Below are 19,182 nucleotides of genomic sequence, written 5' to 3'. Positions count from 1 at the left end.
CCCTTTGGGGCGCGGCGGCGACTGGTTGCCGCCGCCTCCCTGTTACAGCCGACTGCTCGCCTGGATATCGGAGGCACTCTCGCCAGCGGCTAAATTACGCGGCCTCTCGACCATTGCCCGGAGATGCCGCTGGTCTCGCACCGACCGGAAATTAGCTGGATGGTGTGGTGGCTCACTCGGCTGTGTCAACGCGCATGATCTCACGGCGATTGCCGTCAACAGTGTCAGGCCCTGCTATCGCCAAACTGGCATTCGCTGTTGGCGAGGCAATCGGGCATGAGCGGGGTTGGCACGTCCCTGGCGAACAGCGTCTTGAGGCCCTGTACAACCAAAGAACATCTGCCCTTCTAGAACTCTATGCCAAGCCTTGTTGCGAACGTATGGTCTTGGCTGTCGCCGTCGGTTCCAAATGCGGTACGATAATCAAAGCCCACATTCCAACCTTCTCCTATCTGCGCATCGAACCCCATTCCGACCGTAAAGTGATCTTGAGAGAACGCGTCAACATCAAGCGCGTAGGGCAACGTACCAAGGTCGGCATATCCCACACTGGCGCGGCTCGATCCTTCAAAGTCGTGGGTGTATTCCAACCGGGCACGAGGCGTGAGCAAACCCCATTTGGTACGTATAGCGTGTTCGACGCGAAACCCGAAGGTTCCTGACAATGTGTCAATATCCTGATCGCCATAAGTAAGGTTGTAAATATCCGCCCCCTTTTCAGTGAATGCGTCGAGTGTTGAACGTGATCCTGACAACTGGCCATAGGGGGACATCAGCAGACCTTTTTTGCGATATTCATAACCAGCGGTCAGCGATGCGAAAAACTGGTCTCCATTCCGCTTTCCCGAAGCGAAGTCTCCGGTCGACGTCACATATCTCTCGCTGTCAAAACTCATGGTGCTGTAGCCAGCAAGCCCGTCAAGGAAGAAACCTGGGACGGGTCGATAGCTGCCATAAGCTGCAATTGAAAACGCTTCTGCACGACTTTCAGTGCCATTGTCGCCAACGTCTGTACTATCGCGTCCAAAGCCTACACCGATACCGGCCGTCAGATTCGGATTGAAGCGATAGTCAACGCCGGCACTCACGCCCACCAATGTATTATCCAGCTTGATTGCCCCATCATCATTGGTGCCGAAGTTGACATAGCCACCGCTCCAGAGGGCGAACTCGCCCAACGCGTGTTCATTTGCGACCGGGGGAGGAGCTTCAACAGCATTGGTTGCCGGTGACGACACTTTCCCTATCGCCTCAAGCGCAGGATCACGGGCAGGATTATTCGACGCTTGATCCGAACTATAGGCTATCAAACCGGCTTGCGGACATGCAGCGGATGGACGGAGCCTGGTCCCTGTCGCGCTTTGCCCGGTTGTGATGGAAGTCGACTCAGACGATGGATCCTTCTGCGCGCTCAGACTGCTCTGAGTACCGTCGATACATGCGGCATTAGAGCCAATGCTAACCGCTCCCGAGCCTTGGCGGGTAACGTTGAGTGACGGGCCCTGCTGAGAATAATCCTGTGATTCATAAGGTTCCGATTGCGTTGAATCGGTCAAAACGCTGACACTGAGCCCTACAGAATTGCTGCGCTGCTCACCCTCATTATGGAGTTGTTCCAGCCTGTGGCTGAAATTGCGGATTTGCGTGTTGGCGAAACGCTTGGCGCTCTCCGTCTGGGCCCGGATTAATCCAATAACTTCGGGATCGCGTGACGGGTCGGGACGCGCAATTACTTCAATCGTAACCGTTGCGGGCGCAGACCTGCGAGCTCCGTTTGATAGTGTATAGGTCAGACTGGTTGTGCCAGCAAATGTCCCGGCTGCCGCAAACTGAAGGATATGGGTGCCATCTTCCCTCGTGATGCGTGCCTCGCCAGCTTCACCTGGAGGAGAGGTTACGATTGCCGAGGCGGAGAATGGGCCACCCGTCGCACCTTGAGTAAGATCGACTGTGCCAGTTGTACCCGCCAAAACGCTGAGCGTTTGATTCTGTGCTATCGGCGGCGGCAAGTCCTGGATGGCGATTTTATACTGCCGGGTACCTGTAAAGCCGTTCGTATCTGTTGCGGTGACACTGAAACTGAAGGAACCAGCTGCCGTGGGTGTTCCGGATATGCTGGCATTGGTTAGATTCAACCCGGCAGGCAATGCTCCCGCAGAAACCTGAAAACTGTAAGGTGCTGCTCCGCCGTCAACGGTGAGCGCTATCGGACCATATTGCTCTTGAATTTTTCCACCTGGAATAACATCGGGCGTGACTGTAATCGTGGGGGCTTCAATGGACAGGCTGTACTGATGTTGACCAGTAAAACCGCTAGCATCGGTTGCGGTAATCGTGAAGTTGAAGGTGCCTGCGACCTTAGGTGTGCCGGAAATTTCGGCACCAGCTAAGGCAAGCCCGGCGGGCAGTGCTCCGGCACTCAACTGATATTTATAAGGTGCAGTGCCGCCGTCTGCCGAGAGCGTGACCGAAGCATAAAGGTTAGAGGCTTGTCCCCCCGGCACGGCATCCGGACCAATCGTGATCCCCGGCGCTGCGACGGCGATTGTGTATTGCCGCTCGCCGCTGAAACCATTGGCATCCGTGGCTCTCACTGTGAATGTGAACGAACCAGCAGCGGTTGGCTTGCCCGAAATATTGGCATTCGACAGGCTCAATCCAGCTGGTAATGCGCCGGCGTTTATCTGAAATGTATAGGGCGCCGCTCCGCCATTAGCCGTCAGCGTTACCGGAGCATAATCGTTCGGGATCACCACGTCCGGTAGCGCGTCCGGTGCAATATTGATTCCCGGTGCCACTATCGCGATCGTAAACTGCCGTTCGCCGGTAGCTCCGTTTGCATCGGTAGCAGTTACAGTGAAAGTGAATGAGCCTGCAATGGTTGGCGCACCGGAAATCACGGCTCCGGCCAGGTTCAGCCCTGTAGGTAAAGCACCGGCACTTACCTGAAACGTATAAGGGCCTGTTCCGCCATCTGCTGCCAGCGTCACCGAACCGTAATCGTTCGAAGCGTTACCTCCGGGCAGATTATCAGGGCTTACAATAATCGTCGGCGGTTCGATTGCCAACGTATATTGGCGCTCGCCTGTAAACCCGTTGGCGTCGGTTGCTCTAACAGTGAAGGTGAACGAACCCGCTGCAGTTGGCGTACCCGAAATCCGGTCACCGGCCAGACTCAGCCCAGCGGGCAGAGCTCCGGCAGTCACCTGAAATGAGTAAGGCGCTGCACCACCTGTTGCTGAGAGAGTTGCCGGAACATAGGCGTTCGAGGCCTTTCCATCAGGCAGGTCGGCAGGTGCAACGGCAATGACCGGCACAGGAATCGCGACTGTATATTGCCGCTCGCCGATAAAGCCGTCTGCATCTGTCGCTCGAATAGTGAAGGTAAAACTTCCCGTAGCGTTGGGCGTGCCGGACAACAGTCCGCCAGACGATAGAATAAGACCACCGGGAATACTTCCAGAAGCAAGGCTGAAGCTGTAAGGCGCCGTACCACCATTTGAGCTGCTTGCTGTTATTGTCTGGCTGTAGGCTTCCCCGAATACACCATCAGGCAACGTCTGGGGCGTGAGGTCTACCTGCACAGTCGTACAGGTAAGAGCCAGATTGGACACATCAGCGTTGGATATGGTGCCGGACGAAGGCACAAGCGTGCAGAGTTGCCCGTCCGGGGCTGTCAATACCCTCGCGCTCCAGTTTGCTCCGTCAGGCACCCTGTTGGGAAAGGAAAAACTGCCGCCGCCGATATTAACGGTTTGGACACTTACGGGGCTTGTTGTTGCAAGCTCAAGACTTGCTGTGCCATTCAAGCCGTTTGCGATGCCACTGACCAAAAACGTCGGCGTTGCGAAGCAAATCAATGCGGAGCCGTCACCGGAGTTCGCATCGTTCAGGATCGACGCCGATTGCAAAGCACCCGGACTTGAAGTGCCCCCGGCTCCTCCGCCGCCACCCCCGTTCCAGTTCTGCTGACAGCCGGTTGTGCCGACACCTGCACCGCCGCCTCCACCGCCAACGGTGCTACCGCCACCGCCGCCGCCGCCAAATCCGGCCCCGATGAAAGATCCAGAAAAATTATTTGAGCTTCCCCCCTGCCCGTTCGCTTGACCGGGCGTCGCGGGGAAACTGCCACACCCGGCTCCGCCAGAGCCGCCCGCACCGGGTGAACCGCCGCCGCCGCCGAACGGACCTGTCCCGCCCGGCACAGTCGCTCCTGCCCAGCCCAGACCACCTCCGATACCGCCATTACCACCACTAATTACATTGGCAGTACTCCAACCACCATTGCCGCCACCCCCGCCGCCAGCGGCGATCGCAATCCGGCTGCCACCCAAGCTCAGATCGGTTCCGCCGCCGCCATTTCCACCATCGTTGGTGCCGCTTGGCCCCCCGGGATTGACTGCAAAAGACGCTCTGCCACCGACGCCAATCGATAGAATATCGCCTGGCGAAACGCTCAATTTACCACTAACGCGACTTCCAAGGCCACCTGTACCGCCAGGACTGAATGGACTACCGCCTATTGAACCCGCGCCACCTTTGCCGTCGCCACCTTGTGCACCGAAGAGATGAACGGTGATCGAACTCACCCCACTTGGTACAACCGTGGATTGCGTACCACCTGTGAAATTAAAGGAACGGCTTGTCTCATTGGGGGCGCAAGTCTGTGCAAACGCCAAATCTGACCATGCCAGGCCACCAGGAAACAACATAATTGCTATCGCAAGAGTACGCACACGTGAAAATACTTTTGAATACATAACGCCCCCCAGCGTATTCTTGATATTTTTTACCTAGCGTTGTGAGGAAGCGACTGCAATCACAAATTGCGACCCTATTCATTATTTTTTTAAATAAAGAATCTTCGCGAAAAAATAAGACGGAAAGCGACATTTCATAAACTCAATAGATGTACTGAATGCTATTGGTGCCTTACTTAAATTAATCTAGGAGAAAATCATTCATTTACCACGATGGCAATGATTAATAGCGGCCGCCCTGCTTGGGTTGTGTATAATATCGAGCAAGCCCCTATCACCCAACGCGCATTCTGCTCAGTGATTATGTCACCGGAAGAAGAGCCACCAATCACGCAGGACAGGTCTGAGGAACAAAACCGCCTTGTCTGCAATAATGAATTTTCGGACTATTCACGCGGGTCTCGCCGCGGGATGCTGGAAACTGTTGGGGAAAGAGGCGCTGGCACTTCGCCACAGGTGATTTTGAAACTGCAGTATGTGGCGACATCGCAAGGTCCGTAAAAACTCTCAGTTTGAGCGCTCTCAATGGTGAAGCGACGCATACAATACGTAAGATCAACGAGGCAAGACGAGGGATGAGGCAAACCGCTGACGTAACATGACGAGCGTGCCCAAAGATGGCAGTCGAATCCTTGTTACAATCCGCCCCTTCGAACCAAGTCCGGCAGAAGTTGATCTCGCATATTGGTCGACTGGCGACCAGTACGGGGCCAGTAAGCCGGCGAGCTTCTGATTCCTCGCCCGCCCGGATCGTGGAATAGACGGAGCCGGAGTTAAAATGCCGAATGCCGACGCCCTTGGTCAACCTGGATCCTGCTTCGATGCCATTACCCTGGAAAGGCGAGGATACCAAGCATCTCGACAGATCGGGAATCGAGGAACGGGCATGCATGCGATGACTGCCAGGTACTGCCAATTCGGACGCCCGATCCCACTGTTGCTTAAAAAGAGGTGCTCCTCCTGCGACAGGAATCTGACAACATCTCAAGCCCCTTGGAGGTGCTCGCCGGAAGATCGGTGGAGCGACTTTGCAACGCAATTGGTTTAAACCGGTGAGTGCTGATGAAAGGTCAGTTTCCAGCCGGTCGACCGCCGGATATAAGCCGAGCTGACCAGCGCGGAATAAGGCTCGCCGTCGTTACGGGACACATCGGCCCGATAACTGACGATGGCGACGTCGTCGGCAGGCATGAGCAGGTACCTGCTGGTCATTTTGAGGTTGCGCCACCGGTTCGTCAGGGTGGCGGTCTCTGCCACGTCTTCGCGTGGGTGGATGCCGTGCATCTCTCCCGCTTGCGGGAAGGCGAGAATTGCCTTCTCGTCCACATGTGCGAGGAAATGGTCTTTACCGGAGAGCCAGAAGCCCTCTTCGATGCGGAATAATTTATCCTTTGTCTCCATGGGGACTCCTCCCAAGCGAGTTGAACGTGAAGAGGCGCGCATAGTTCCGCCCCGCGAGTTTTGATATAGCATCCCGGCGGCACTTCCCGCCAACGGCGGAGAATAGACTGCAAGGATTGCCACTCTGCGTTCCGAACCAACGACTTTGAAGCGGTGATCAAACACCTCGCGGCACTCGGTTTCCGGGAAATTTACCTGAAGACGATCCAAAATATCTGCTGATCCTCCGAACTGGTTTGGCCGGCTTCCCGCAGCTCTATCTTTACGACCCCGATTCAAACATCGTAGAAAGTAATGAGGCATCATAAATGTGCCACCGGAGCCGCCGACAGCACAGATATCTAAGGACGCGCGTCGATGCTATGGTAGCTTCGCGCCCATTTCGGTCGCTCTGCGAAACTCCTTTGAACAAATGGCCATGCGGCCAAATTAATTCTTAGTCCCATAACTTGCTTGCCGCTATTTCGAGTTCTTTAATAAACGTCAGATTCCTTTGATCACAAACTCCGTTGATCGTTCATTCACTCACCTCTTGCTTCTCATAATATCAGAAGCAATAACAACCAACCTTATCGGCAGAATAATCCGCAACACGGCCTGTTATTCTATGGACCGGTCTCTCCTTAAAGTTATTGAACCCAATCGCCAATCGGTTTCTCGAAGCACGCATGGCTTGTCATCGCACTGCCACGGCAACTGCAGCCCCAGCCATCATTCCGGCACTGGTGCGGTTTGCTATCTTCATAGACTTGCGGCTCGTGAAAAAGCGCCGAGCACGCGAAGCCGCCAACGTCCAACATAAGTCGATGGCTATGACGACACAGAACATCGCGAAGGTGAGCTCCAGCCAGCCAAATATTGAAATCTTGTGCAGGTCCACGATGGTTGGCAGCAAGGCAACATAGAACATCATGGTTTTTGGGTTTCCCATCGTCACTACGAAACCCGCTAGCGCAAGTCGCCATCTGGATCCTGAGCACGCAAAATGCTCCGCCAAGGTCTCCACAGGTGCGTGCCACATCTTCCACGCCAGGAAAAGCAGATAGCCCACCCCGAACCACTTGATGGCAAGAAATAGGGGTTGAAAGGTTTGGGCCAGCAGCGACAGCCCCAGCACCGCCAATCCCAGCCAGATGGCTTCGCCTATCCACATTGCAATCAAGAATGGGAAAACGTCCCGATGGCCTTTGGAAAGCACTCGTGCGACAAGGGCCGCAACGCTCGGTCCCGGCGACGCAGAAGCAACAGCCAAGGCTACAGCAAAAACAACGAGAGATGTAATGTCCATTCCACATCCTTCGTAAATCGACAAAGGGAACGCGCCAGTCTGCTTGCAGTTCCCCAATAAACAATCTCCTTGGACCCGAAGCCAGCGTTTAACGTCGAAAGGTAAGGTGAGTGGAGCCGTCTTTGCTTGCTCTCATGATGTCTCCTCGGAGCATGTTTCTGGCTGCATAGATAGCCGTTTCCATAGCGGGCAAGCACAGATTTGTCACCCAGCAAAAACAACGTGATAGGAGCCTGCGCGCTATCGCCAGATCCTGACCCGCCCAACCGTAAGGTGCGACCTGTCCTGGTTTGATTCCAGCTTCATAGTGCGAAGCATGTACCACCATGCGAAGATCGTAAAAGTGGGCGCCATCCGCGTGCAGATAACCGCGAGCGCGGAAAGCGATACCTGCATTTCAGGTTTTGGGTTGTACCCAGCCTATCTTATACATAGTTCTGCTTAGATGCCATTGAGCTGGCGTGACGCACTGGCGCCAACCGTCAACTTGTCATTCCGCCGTAATTTTGCGAAGTCAAACCACCCGGCCAATCTCCAGCCTGGCTGCTCCTGCACAAAGCGGCCATGCCCTATTCCGGTGTAAAGATCCGATTGGCGTCCGGGCTCAGGCAAATCGGAAAAGGCATCACTCCTGAACTTCGGTGCCGCGACTTATACAAACCTTGGCTGAACTAGTTCTTATTTATGAGTTCGTATATTCCCTATGGAATGTTATGGTCACAATAGGGGTTTTGCTGCTGAAATCGTTCGCGTTCCAATTCGGGCGACGGGACAAGGGGCGCGATGTATAAGAATGAGCTGATAGCTAAGCTGGGTCTTCTTGCCTTGATAAAAGAAGACTTCATGAACCATCGAAAAGATTTAACTTTGCCGGGTTTTCGGGCTCTGGCCGTCTATCGATATGGTACATGGGCTCGTAGCCGTCCCAACTATTTGGCAAGAGCGTTTTTCTCGGTTATTCATCTTTTCTTCGCCCGGTTCGTCAGGAATTACTATGGCATCGAGCTGTACCACACCGCGTCCATCGGCAGGCGACTTCATATTGGACACCAAGGCTGCATCGTTGTCCACGAATACGCCACGATCGGTGATGACTGTGTTATTCGTCAGGGGGTTACCCTTGGCATCGGCGGTTTGCAAAGGGGTGAGACCGGACGAGAACATGCTCCCGTGATCGGCAACCGGGTCGACATCGGTGTTGGCGCGGTTATCATCGGGCAAGTAACGATTGGCGATGATGTGAATATCGGCCCGAACGTCGTCATCGTTACGGACATAAAATCGAACTCCACTGTCTTGGCGCCGCCGCCGCGGATTGTAAGCCGGTCCATTTTGGGCAGGCCGGAAATGAATAATGAAACCGGAAAACCTGACCTGGAGTGCGCCCGGTCATCCAGAGGTATTTAATGGAAAGATCTGCTGTCAGAGAAATAATACTGGCCGAATACGTATCCGTCATTGCTCCCAAGAGCGGCGCGCTTGTTGCGATGCCGGATGACGAGACCATGCTCTATGATACTGGGCTGGATTCCTTGGGTTTTTCCGTGCTCATGGCAAGGCTTCAAGACAGCCTCGAATGGGACCCTTTTTCCCACTCGGCAACATCTTTTGAGCCTCAGACATTTGGCGATTTCGTGTCATTTTATTACAATAATCAGCCCTGAAGGGCGGGTGTCTTATCCAGATGGGCAGCTCTGTGTACCAAGGGGGCAACTGTCATTTGCTCCAGCGCCGATTGCCGTCCCGTCCCGTCCCTTACCCCGACAAGTCCATGTGAAAGCAGTATTCCAAGCGCAGCGCGGTCAACCTTGCCGTTTCCATTGAGCGGCAGGGCATCCATTAGGTGCAAATCCGAGGGCATCATGTAGCTGGCTACTTTTTCCGCCAAGCTTGCCTGGATCTGTTCGGGCCGCAGTTTTGTGTTAACCACAAATCCGACAATGCCTGTCGCAGATCCATGTTCGATGGGCCAGGCCACAGCTGCGACCTCGTCTGAACCGCTGGCCGCGCGCAAGTGCATTTCAACTTCCTCAAGTTCCACGCGATTGCCCATAATCTTTATCTGATTGTCGAGCCGGCCAAGATGATGAAAGATCCCGTTTTCATCTTCCACTCCCAGATCCCCGGTTAGATACCATCGCTCTCCGTCGATTACCGGAAAGCGCTCCCGGGTGAGTTCAGGCTGTCCAAAGTATCCTCTGGCCAATTGAATACCGCACAGAGCAATCTCCCCTGGCACGCCGACCTTTACCTTTTGGTTGTGCTGATCGAATACCGCAACGCTCATTCCTGGAAATGCGCAACCGATGGCAACGATGCCTCGGCCTGCCGTTACAGCTATCGGTGTTTCAACCACCTGTCTTAAACAGGCAATGGTCGCTTCTGTAGGTCCATAAATATTATCCACACGGCTGTTGGGCGCAGCTTCCAGCCATGCTTGCGCGGCTCCGCTAGGCAGTGGCTCACCACAAAACATTGAAATCCGCAGGCTGGCAAGTGACGCCGGCTTGAGCATGTTTGTTTTGCGCATCAGGCCGATGATGGAGGGTACGGACAACCAGCACGTGATTCCGTGATCCCTTATAAACCGCGCTGGCTGCAACATTTGAATGGCCGACATAATATGGAGCGATGCTCCGCCATGCCACGTCAAAAACATGTTATGTACGGAAAGGTCAAAAGTGATGTCACAGGTTTCGGCTGCCCGGTCAGTTGGGCTCATTCCACTCCATTCTTGCATGACCTGCAGATAGTTGTTCACAGCAATCGCCGGAACCATAACCCCTTTTGGTTTTCCGGTGGTTCCGGATGTAAACTCTATATAGGCAATATTGTCTGAATCAATTGGGGCGGGCTCTCCCCCGACAATCTCCTTGATATCCGTCAGGTAGACGATATCTTTACCGAGGCTCACGCCTGACGGTTTGACGTTCGCTGCCATGATTACTAACTTGGGCAGGTATTCATGGACCGTGGCCGAGATCATTCCGGCGCCGCGGTGATCGATAACAATTGCGTCCAGGGCGAGCGCCTTCAGAAGTTCTACCAGGCGCTCTTCCGGTAATTTCAGACTGAGTGGGACATATGTCAGGCCAGCCCATACGGTTCCGAGTATGCCCAGGCAGGCGACAGCGCTCCTGGAGGCAAGGATTCCAATTCGTCCGCTGCTGCGCACAGCTGCAAATCTGCCTGCAAGCGCAGCGGCGACCCTTGCCGTCTCACCGTACGACCAAGCCTCACCACCTGACGAGATGGCAACGGCATCCGGCTGGCTCCGCGCAAATTGAAAAAGCGGTCTGGCGAGATTCCGGGTTGTCATTCCTACACCTGCATATGATCACAAGATTGTTGCAATTTGTCGATTTGCGATGACGGCACCCGAGTGAACCCGCAGGATCGTCAATAGTTGCTTTTCTTTCGGTCTACTGAACATAGCTTCGTTTTTATTGCGATATGGACGCTACACGCAGCTTATTCTACTGATTTCCAGTATAAGCGCTATAGACACATGGAGTTAACCGAACTCGTCGCAGGATTAACACTTTCGCTCTTCGCCTAATCCGGGATGGAGCCGACAGAGAGAATCCAATCAGGGTTTACACTGCTGTTTGTACTACTTTTGAGGAACCCGGCCGAGGCGGGGTGTTCTGTGAAACTTGTTGAAACGGGACCATGCCGCCCTGATCTCCGCCATCTGCATGTGGGGATCAACCCGCTCGGCGAGAGCTATGAGATGGGTCAATCTCGACGCACGCGGGTTGTCCCGCAAAACGAGTTCGACCAGCTCGCCGATACGCCTGTCACTCAATGAAGTTTCCATACTCAAGGTACCCGCAACATCGATAACAATAAAAGGACTTATGCTTGCGCCGGATTACTCCGCGCAAACCACCACCCGCCGAAAGCCACACAAACAGTTGCGTCTTGTTTTTCAAAGTATTCGGAACAACGCAAATATAGTGAGCATCTGCCTGTACCTAACTTGCTGTAATCGGTGAGTTAACTCAACACACTCAATTTAACTACAATTTAAAGTAAATTTTAATCCTATTGTTTATTACATTTTGGATTTCCTCGTGTAAGTTTGCAACCGGCATCGGTGTCCGGGTTGTTCCATGCCATGCCCTGTCCAGTATCAGTAATCATTCGAGTTTATGGACTATTGCTCAGTCCTGTTGTGTGAAAGTGAGCAGCACCAATGGCGGAAACCTTAGCGAGTGCTAAAGTGACATCGCATGACAAATCGTCTGTGGGCGCGTCGCGATCCGTTCGCCGCCGCCTTAGCAAGGTCTTGTGTCTTGATGACTTCGAACCGATGGCTGAAAGTTATCTTCCACGCCCCCTTTTTGGCTACATAGCCGGCGCAAGTGAAACCAATCTGTCCTTGACTGACAATGCGAAATCATTCGCTGAATTTGGTTTTCGACCTCGTGTGCTCCTTGACGTGTCTGCAAGGCATCAACGAACCAGTCTTTTTGGGCAGACGTTCGCCGCCCCTTTCGGGATTGCCCCCATGGGAATCAGCGCAATGATGTCCTACAGAGGCGACGTTGTGCTCGCTGCTGCCGCGCAATCAGCAAATATACCGATGATAATGAGCGGTTCGTCCCTTATCCCACTCGAAGATGTGGCCAAGGCGGCACCGGCCAGCTGGTTTCAGGCCTATCTTCCAGGTGAGTGGCCACGTATTGAAGCCCTGCTGGACAGGGTTGAAGCAGCAGGGTTTAAAACGCTCGTTATCACCGTCGATGTGGCGACGCTTCCAAGTCGCGAAAACAACGTTCGCAACGGTTTTTCCACCCCCCTGCGTCCGACCTTAGCATTATTATGGCAAGGCCTGACCCATCCTTCCTGGAGCATCAGAACACTTGCCAGAACCCTGTTAAATCACGGCGTTCCTCATTTCGAAAATTCCTTCGCAACCCGTGGTGCACCGATAATTTCCAGGAACGTGTCACGCGATTTCAGCAAACGCGATCACCTGGATTGGTCCCATCTTGAAAAAATTCGCAGACGTTGGAACGGCAACCTAGTTGTGAAGGGAGTTATGAGGCCTGAGGATGCCGTACGCGCTGCGTCCATAGGAGCAGACGGGATTATAATTTCCAATCACGGCGGCCGCCAGCTTGACGGAACGGTCGCCCCTCTCAGAGTGCTGCCGGGCATTGTATCTGCCGTAGGTTCGACCACGACGGTAATGGTGGATGGCGGCATTCGCCGCGGCACTGATGTTCTGAAAGCTCTGATATTGGGAGCCAAGTTCGTTTTTATCGGACGACCATTTCTCTATGCCGCAAGCGTGGGTGGGCAGTTTGGAGTTGCCAAAGCCATCGACCTGTTGTCCAAGGAAATTCACCAGAACATGGCCCTGCTGGGTGTCAGTCATCTCGATGATTTGCAGTCCGATATGCTGACAAGATTTGCGGCAGCAAATTGACTTCATTTGGATTATCTTAAGCGGATGGCGTGTTCTCGTCCGGGGAGTATGGGATTGTCAGCACCGATCAGGGAGAGGCTTCGTGCCTTTTTCCAGTATGTCAGGCGCAGTCCAGGCAAGGCCTCTAAGCGACGTCCACGACTGGAAACAACTGTCACGGATGCCGCTGTATACGTTATCGGTGATGTTCATGGCTGTTTGCATGAACTGCTCACTCTGGAAAAAATGATATTCTCTGATGCCAAGCGGCTGACCGGTAAGAAACTTATGGTAATGCTGGGCGACTATATCGATAAGGGCCCGGCCTCGGCACAAGTCGTGGAACACCTGTTGACACCCTGCAAGGATGGATTTGAGAGGATCTGCCTAACTGGCAATCATGACATGGCAATGGTTGATTATTTTGACGGACACCTTGCTCTTTCGACATGGATGCAGATGGGAGGCAATACAACCCTTACGTCTTACGGCATAGACGTTGCGCATTTGAAGAAAATGTATCCGAAGCCCAAACATCTGGATCAATACATCCGGAGCAACTTGCCGACCCGTCACATTGATTTCTTGCGATCACTACCCATTGTCGTAAAAGCGGATGATTTCGTTTTCGTCCATGCGGGTGTGCGACCTACCATTGCCCTCCAGAATCAGCGGGATGAGGATCTTGTTTTTATCAGGGATGATTTTTTCAATGACACGCCCCTCCTCAAGTACTGGGTGATCCATGGGCACACCCCCGTCGAAGCGCCCGATCGGCAAGGAAGGCGTTTGAACATTGACACCGGCGCCTATTACAGCGGCAAACTGACCGCCTTGCGCATCTGGAAGCGACACGGGACCATTCTGGTAACTTGATAAGCTATGCGCCTTCATGTGACACAGGCTTTGGTTTTGATGGAGCCTGATCGAGGTAATAGCTGCTATATCGCTCCATAAAGTGCTCGGAACTCCCAAAAGAGGTGTATTTGGATAGCTCCTTCATATCGGTCCGGTTCAAAATAATGCCAAGAACTTTCGGGAAAATGTGCGTCTCCGACTGAAGTACCGATTTTACGAGCGCGCGCGGCGTGCTGCCCCAATGCGCGACCATGACAAAACCATCGACAAACGGCGCGAAGGCTTTGGCATCAACAACAGGACCCAGCGGCGGCAGATCGACAATGATATATTCATAGGCATTCCTGGCCTCATTGAGAAGTTTTTCCATAGCCTCGCTGGATAAAAGCTCGCTGGTGTACTGAAAATGCTTGTGCAGAACGGCTGGTAGAATAGCGAGCTTGGTCCGCTTGTCGATTTTCAACATGGATTGCCAGGGCTGGTCGCCAAGCACCGCTTGTACCAGTCCGCGTTGCGGGGTGAACGAAAATGATCGTGTAAGACCAGGATTACGCAGATCCGCATCAATCAAAAGCGTAGAGGCGCCCTTTGCCGAAAGTTGTAGCGCCAGATTTGCCGCGACGGTTGATTTACCTTCATGCGGTAGTACCGAGATGACGCCCAGAACTTTGCTTTTATGCCCCTGCAGCACCACGTCAGCAGCAATTTTCGCGTTTCGAAGCGTTTCTGCAAAAACCGATGATGGGTTCTCGACCGCCACGCGCGTGACATTGGCCGGAGGCGTGGGAGCGACGGGCGTGGCCGAGGAAAGCTCCCAACGCGCTACTTTTTTCTCCTCTGACGCCCCGTCAAAGCTGGGCACATATCCAAGGAACTTCAATCCGAGCAGTGACCTCACATCATCGCCGACGCGGAAGAACCGCTCGCGAAATTCGCGCAATGCTCCGATGCCGGTTCCCGTTAGGCCCCCGAGTATAAAGGACAGGGCCAAGACCATTGTCCTGTTTGGACTGGATGGGGCGCTGGGCATCGTGGCAATGGAAATGATGCGTGCCTTGGCGATTGGAAACGACTGCTGCTGGGAGGCTTCCTGAAAGCGCGTAAGATAGGTTCGGTACAAGTTGCTCAGCGCCTCGGAATTCTGCTCCAGTTCTTTCAGATGAACCAGCGCTTCATTGGCGACAGACGTTTCGCCTGTTACCTTACCAAGCCCTTCGCGTAGCGAGGTTTCCCGCGACTGTGCAACTTCAAACTGATTGCGGTAACTTTCTGTCAGTTGCTTCAGTTCCTGAAAGATCTGGTTTTCGATGTCCCGCTTTTCGGTTCGCAGGGTGACGGCCTGGGCATGATTTTGGCCAAAGTGAGATACAATTTCCTGTTCCCGCTTGCTGACTGACAGATAGCGGCTCCTCAGCGTCTCTATGACTGATGTACCCGATTGTTCGGAAAGAACCGAAGCGTTGGTGACCGCCTTTTCAGGACCGGAGTCTATGATGGACTTGAATTGGCTGAAAAGAGCACGGGAACGGGCGGTATCGGCCTGCGCCAAAATCAGCTGGCTGTTCAGATCCGACAGCTGCTGTTCTGACACCAAAGCCCCTTTTGCCGAAGTTAGGCCATTTGCAGCACGAAAGCGCTCTGCCTCGAGCGCTGCTGTCTGGGAACTTTCCTGCAAATCCGTCAGTCGCGTCTGAAGCCAAATTGTTGCCCGTTCGGTCGCATCGTAATTGGCGTCGAGTTGATCCGAGAGATAAACATCGGCATAGGCTTTGGCGAGTTTACCAGCAAGTGCGGCATCGCCTGATGTATAGGTAAGATCGATCACAAAACTGCGGCCTTGACGTTCAACGTAAAGGCCCTCCTGCAGCAGCGAGGCGGCATACCCTATTCGGGCGGCCTTTTCCTCCAGTTCGATGTTCGACCCGTCACCCATGCCAAACAAACCGACGACCGCCCTCACCGCTGACTTCAGTCTGAACACCAAAGACCGTGGTGGGTTCATGAAAAAGACGTTTTCGTCCAGTTTTTCCTTGATTGCGACCTTGGTAGCAAGTTCTGCGGATCTCAAAATCGCGATCTGGCTGAGGATCGTTGTGTCGGATTGCATATTGGACGGCGCTGGCGAGACATCATCGGCGAACTTTCCCAGAGTATCGTCAAGGAGGATACTCGTTGCCGCAGTATAGCTGGGCTTTGCCAAGACGATATAAAACACTCCGAGCAGCAAGCCTACGAGCGCGGCGGCAATAACAACTCTCGCCTGACGCTTTGCGATAGTAAACAGGCGTTCGAGATCGATAAAGTTTTCATCCGCCTGATCGTACTCGGAAGTTGTCTTCGCGTTCATTCGGCTCGATAGGGGGATATTGACCTGATGCATGTTACCGCCAATTGTTCTTGTTGGTTTTGTGACGAATAGTAAATGTGTTGGGCCCGGCAACGAATAGGGTTGGCTTGGCCGCAACGTCTCTTTCGGCCGCGTGTTTGTTTCCCAAACCTTTTCTCATAGCGATGCCTTGATATCGACTTTGCGCGGTCCGATTGAATGCATGATATGGGACACTGCGCGTTGTATCCTGACAAGCAAGGGCATATGAAGAAACCGGAACACGCGTGGGTTCCTCCATGCCATCTTAGCGATCGCAGCCACTCGTCTTTGTTTGATGTCATCGACCAACATCAGGAAGTTGAGAACCTCCCTTAAGTTGGAAGTTCTGCGCGCTTGCGCTAATTGCGCCTTTTCATCCAGTTTGAAACTTGAAACGAATGCATTGTCACCTTCAAGCATTGCCAGAACATGGTGGCGGTTCAGCACACGCGAGATCGACCCTGCCGTGATGTTGTAGCGATATCCTGCCACAGGCAAGATCGAACATCTTGCGCCGCATGCGAGCACCGAGGCCATGAAAAGATAATCCTCTCCGATGCGGAGTGCTTCATTATATCTCAGATTGTGATCGCGTAAAAAATCACGGCGAAAAGCTGGCTTTAGATAGCCATAATTGAACTTTTTGCTGAATATCCGATTGGAATCAATGAACGCCGCCAATGTTAATCCTGACATCATCTGCAAGCGGCCGGCAAACATGGGGTATGGCGCGGTGATGTTGCCGTCAGCCACCTGGATGTCGTCAACGACAACATCAGCTCCGGTGTTGTTCCCATGGTCCACCATCGCTTTCAATCGGCCGCTCAACATCTCGTCGTCGGCATCGAGGATTGCGATCCAGTGTCCGCGCGCCTCGGCAATCCCCGCGTTACGGGCTTGCCCTGGACCGCCGTTGTTCTTTAGTTGGATCACCCTGACCGTATCCGGCCATGTTGAAGTTAACAATTTGATTGTACCGTCGGTTGAGCAATCATCTATCACGATCACTTCAAGACTGACCTCAAGCTGTGCCAGAGCGCTGCTCACGGCACGGACTACCGTCTTTTCCGCATTATATGCAGCAATGACAACACTGACGTCAGGACGCATTCCTCTGATCTCCCTTGCCCGCAACTCCGTAGGCTTCAATCGTACGCATTCCCGCGAGCCGACTGACGACTCCCGCGTGCATAATTCCGCGCAATAGCCACCTGTTTCGTCGCACGGGTAAAAACCATACGACCAATGCCACCATGAAACTGTAGCCAGCCTTTGCGCCCGCAAGCACCATGTGCCCGGCAAGTCCCACCTTCCCTTTTCTTTCGTTCGCAAGAATAGCGTGCGTTTGGCCAAACCTGAATCGACGTTCACGCAACCATTTAAAACTTGCTCGATTACCCGGCACGGATTCCTCAACCCATGCGTCCGGTGCGTAATCAATTTTTCCGCCCATTTTCCACACGCCATGGAAATAAACCGTGTCTTCGCCTCCTGTGCGGCCAAGCGCAGGATCAAAGCGACGACCTATGATTGCCGGGGAACCGAGGCGGATAAGGGCATTGCACGTGTACCCGGCGCGGATTTCGTTTTTTACCCACACCGGCAGCGTGTCATGGAACTTGCCCCGGACCATCCAGCCGGGCGCATGAATTCCATAGATGGCTTTGACCGGTCCCAGCACAACATCAGAGTTCGCCAAACATGCCTTCCGCAAAAGGTGGGACAACCAGGTCGAAGAGGCCGTTTCGTCGTCATCAATGAAAGCAACGTAATCGCCGGCAGCAGCTTCAAGACAGGCATTGCGGGCAAGCGAGATGTTTGAAGAAGGTGCATGGATATATCGTACCCTCATCGAAAGCTGGTTTGCGAGCGAACTGACAAGTTCTCTGGCAGTGGGCTTCAGATCATTGTCAGCAACCAAGATATCAACTTGGTAGTCCTCAATGCCGGTCGATGCGTCGACAGAGCGCAAGGTCGCTGCAATTTGGGGACGGCGATAAGTGCAGATACACACCGTCACTTTTACCCGCCTGTCAAGGAGCGCGCGTTCATTGTTCATAGTCTGGCACCGGAACCTGCGAAATCCCCGTTAATTGCAACCAGAAGCCCGTGGACCAGGCCAGATGCATAATCATTGCCGACAGAGCGGCAAGTAGGCCGTAGAGGCTGCGTTCTCGCAGCGAAAGCCAAAGCCCGTAGCTCAGACATACTCCAAACCACAGACCAGCGGGAACGGCAGCTAACCAGTGGATCGTTGCAAACAGGGCCATGACAACCGCCGGCATCACAAACAATGGGATCGCCTGACGAATTTTCGGGATCATTTTGTGCTTGGCCAGATTCTTGGCTCTCCCGCGACCATAGCCAAGGTACTGGCAAAACAGTGGCCACGCGGCAGAGCGCGGGAAATAAACCATATGGGTTTTTTCCGTCATCCATATCCGATATCCGGCAGCGCTCAGCCGACAATCAAATTCAGCATCCTCGTTGTGGGCAAATGTCTCATCATATCCATGGATATGTTGGAACGCGCTGACCGTCATGATGGCATGATGACCATGATCTGTCCAATGGCCGGAGGCGCCGACACGATGCTTCGCGCCCCCGTTTCCAAGTTTTGAGTTCTGCGCCATTGCGGTAGCTTTTTGGAACACACCTGTTCCTACAGTGGCCATGGCCACGACCACGCTATCGGCGCCCGTCTTCTCGATTTCGTCAAGCAGCGTCGCACAATAACCGTCTGGATAGTGCCCATGGGCATCCACCCTGATAATATAGTCGTACCTGTCACCATATGTAGCGACAGCCAGGTTAATACCAGCACTTTGAACTCGTTTTCGATTATGCATCAGGATCAACCTGTCATTGTGCTCGAGCATATTAGAGACAATTTCCTTGGTTCCGTCGCTGCTGCCGCCGTCGACGACGACGATTTTCATGCCAAAGCGCAGTGCATCCTTATTCAACTTTTCGATCAACCCTCCGATGTAGCTCGCTTCATTCAAGCATGGAATGACAATCATTGCAGATCGGCCTCGTGGCTCAATGCGCTGGAATTCCATTTCCTATCCTTCAGTATTGTCTTGTCGGG

Annotated in this window: 13 protein-coding genes and 1 pseudogene; 5 read left to right on the top strand and 9 right to left on the bottom strand. The window is 53.5% G+C overall.

Annotation, left to right across the window (positions count from 1 at the left end):
* Positions 1-347: 347 nt before the first annotated feature.
* Positions 348-4,760 carry a putative Ig domain-containing protein gene (locus QFZ34_RS02785; protein ID WP_307276634.1) on the bottom strand — a complete coding sequence of 1,471 codons (4,413 nt, stop codon included), beginning with the start codon at positions 4,758-4,760 and terminating at the stop codon, positions 348-350.
* 598 nt (positions 4,761-5,358) lie between these two features.
* Here QFZ34_RS02785 and QFZ34_RS02780 point away from each other — a divergent pair.
* A pseudogene (locus QFZ34_RS02780) lies at positions 5,359-5,659 on the top strand (hypothetical protein).
* A gap of 145 nt (positions 5,660-5,804) precedes the next feature.
* Here QFZ34_RS02780 and QFZ34_RS02775 read toward each other — a convergent pair.
* Entirely contained in the window at positions 5,805-6,161 is a 357-nt protein-coding gene (locus tag QFZ34_RS02775; protein ID WP_307276630.1) for a hypothetical protein, read from the bottom strand.
* Between the two features lie 676 nt (positions 6,162-6,837).
* Positions 6,838-7,449, bottom strand: a complete 612-nt coding sequence (locus tag QFZ34_RS02770) for a LysE family translocator (protein WP_307276626.1) — start codon at positions 7,447-7,449, stop codon at positions 6,838-6,840.
* Between the two features lie 783 nt (positions 7,450-8,232).
* Between QFZ34_RS02770 and QFZ34_RS02765 the strand changes: the two genes are divergently transcribed.
* Both QFZ34_RS02765 and QFZ34_RS02760 read left to right on the top strand, forming a co-directional pair.
* A complete protein-coding gene (locus QFZ34_RS02765; RefSeq protein WP_307276623.1) occupies positions 8,233-8,856 on the top strand; it encodes a serine O-acetyltransferase in 624 nt (207 codons plus the stop codon).
* Positions 8,856-9,113 carry an acyl carrier protein gene (locus tag QFZ34_RS02760; protein ID WP_307276620.1) on the top strand — a complete coding sequence of 86 codons (258 nt, stop codon included), beginning with the start codon at positions 8,856-8,858 and terminating at the stop codon, positions 9,111-9,113. Before QFZ34_RS02765 ends, QFZ34_RS02760 begins: the two co-directional genes overlap by 1 nt.
* Here QFZ34_RS02760 and QFZ34_RS02755 read toward each other — a convergent pair.
* Entirely contained in the window at positions 9,104-10,768 is a 1,665-nt protein-coding gene (locus QFZ34_RS02755) for an amino acid adenylation domain-containing protein (RefSeq protein WP_307276617.1), read from the bottom strand. The genes QFZ34_RS02760 and QFZ34_RS02755 overlap by 10 nt on opposite strands.
* A gap of 294 nt (positions 10,769-11,062) precedes the next feature.
* Positions 11,063-11,257, bottom strand: coding sequence for a hypothetical protein (locus QFZ34_RS02750; RefSeq protein ID WP_307276614.1), 195 nt, complete (start codon positions 11,255-11,257; stop codon positions 11,063-11,065).
* Positions 11,258-11,764: 507 nt separating this feature from the next.
* Between QFZ34_RS02750 and QFZ34_RS02745 the strand changes: the two genes are divergently transcribed.
* Positions 11,765-12,886 (top strand): alpha-hydroxy acid oxidase, encoded by a 1,122-nt coding sequence (locus tag QFZ34_RS02745; RefSeq protein ID WP_307278851.1) that lies wholly within the window; start codon positions 11,765-11,767, stop codon positions 12,884-12,886.
* Positions 12,887-12,940: 54 nt separating this feature from the next.
* On the top strand, positions 12,941-13,741 hold the full coding sequence (locus tag QFZ34_RS02740) for a metallophosphoesterase (protein ID WP_307276612.1): 801 nt from the start codon (positions 12,941-12,943) through the stop codon (positions 13,739-13,741).
* A 4-nt stretch (positions 13,742-13,745) separates the two neighbouring features.
* Here the strand turns inward: QFZ34_RS02740 and QFZ34_RS02735 are convergent, their stop codons facing one another.
* The 4 genes from QFZ34_RS02735 to QFZ34_RS02720 form a co-directional block, all read right to left on the bottom strand.
* Positions 13,746-16,070, bottom strand: a complete 2,325-nt coding sequence (locus QFZ34_RS02735) for a polysaccharide biosynthesis tyrosine autokinase (RefSeq protein WP_307276609.1) — start codon at positions 16,068-16,070, stop codon at positions 13,746-13,748.
* 156 nt (positions 16,071-16,226) lie between these two features.
* On the bottom strand, positions 16,227-17,201 hold the full coding sequence (locus QFZ34_RS02730) for a glycosyltransferase family 2 protein (protein ID WP_307276605.1): 975 nt from the start codon (positions 17,199-17,201) through the stop codon (positions 16,227-16,229).
* Positions 17,191-18,150, bottom strand: a complete 960-nt coding sequence (locus QFZ34_RS02725) for a glycosyltransferase family 2 protein (RefSeq protein ID WP_307276602.1) — start codon at positions 18,148-18,150, stop codon at positions 17,191-17,193. The genes QFZ34_RS02730 and QFZ34_RS02725 overlap by 11 nt, the downstream gene beginning before the upstream one ends.
* Positions 18,140-19,153 carry a glycosyltransferase family 2 protein gene (locus QFZ34_RS02720; protein WP_307276599.1) on the bottom strand — a complete coding sequence of 338 codons (1,014 nt, stop codon included), beginning with the start codon at positions 19,151-19,153 and terminating at the stop codon, positions 18,140-18,142. The genes QFZ34_RS02725 and QFZ34_RS02720 overlap by 11 nt, the downstream gene beginning before the upstream one ends.
* Positions 19,154-19,182: the final 29 nt, after the last annotated feature.

Source organism: Phyllobacterium ifriqiyense, from assembly GCF_030817885.1.
GTDB classification, from domain to species: domain Bacteria; phylum Pseudomonadota; class Alphaproteobacteria; order Rhizobiales; family Rhizobiaceae; genus Phyllobacterium; species Phyllobacterium ifriqiyense.
The sequence above is the reverse complement of the archived record's forward strand: the minus strand, read 5'-3'. Positions and strand labels throughout refer to the sequence as shown.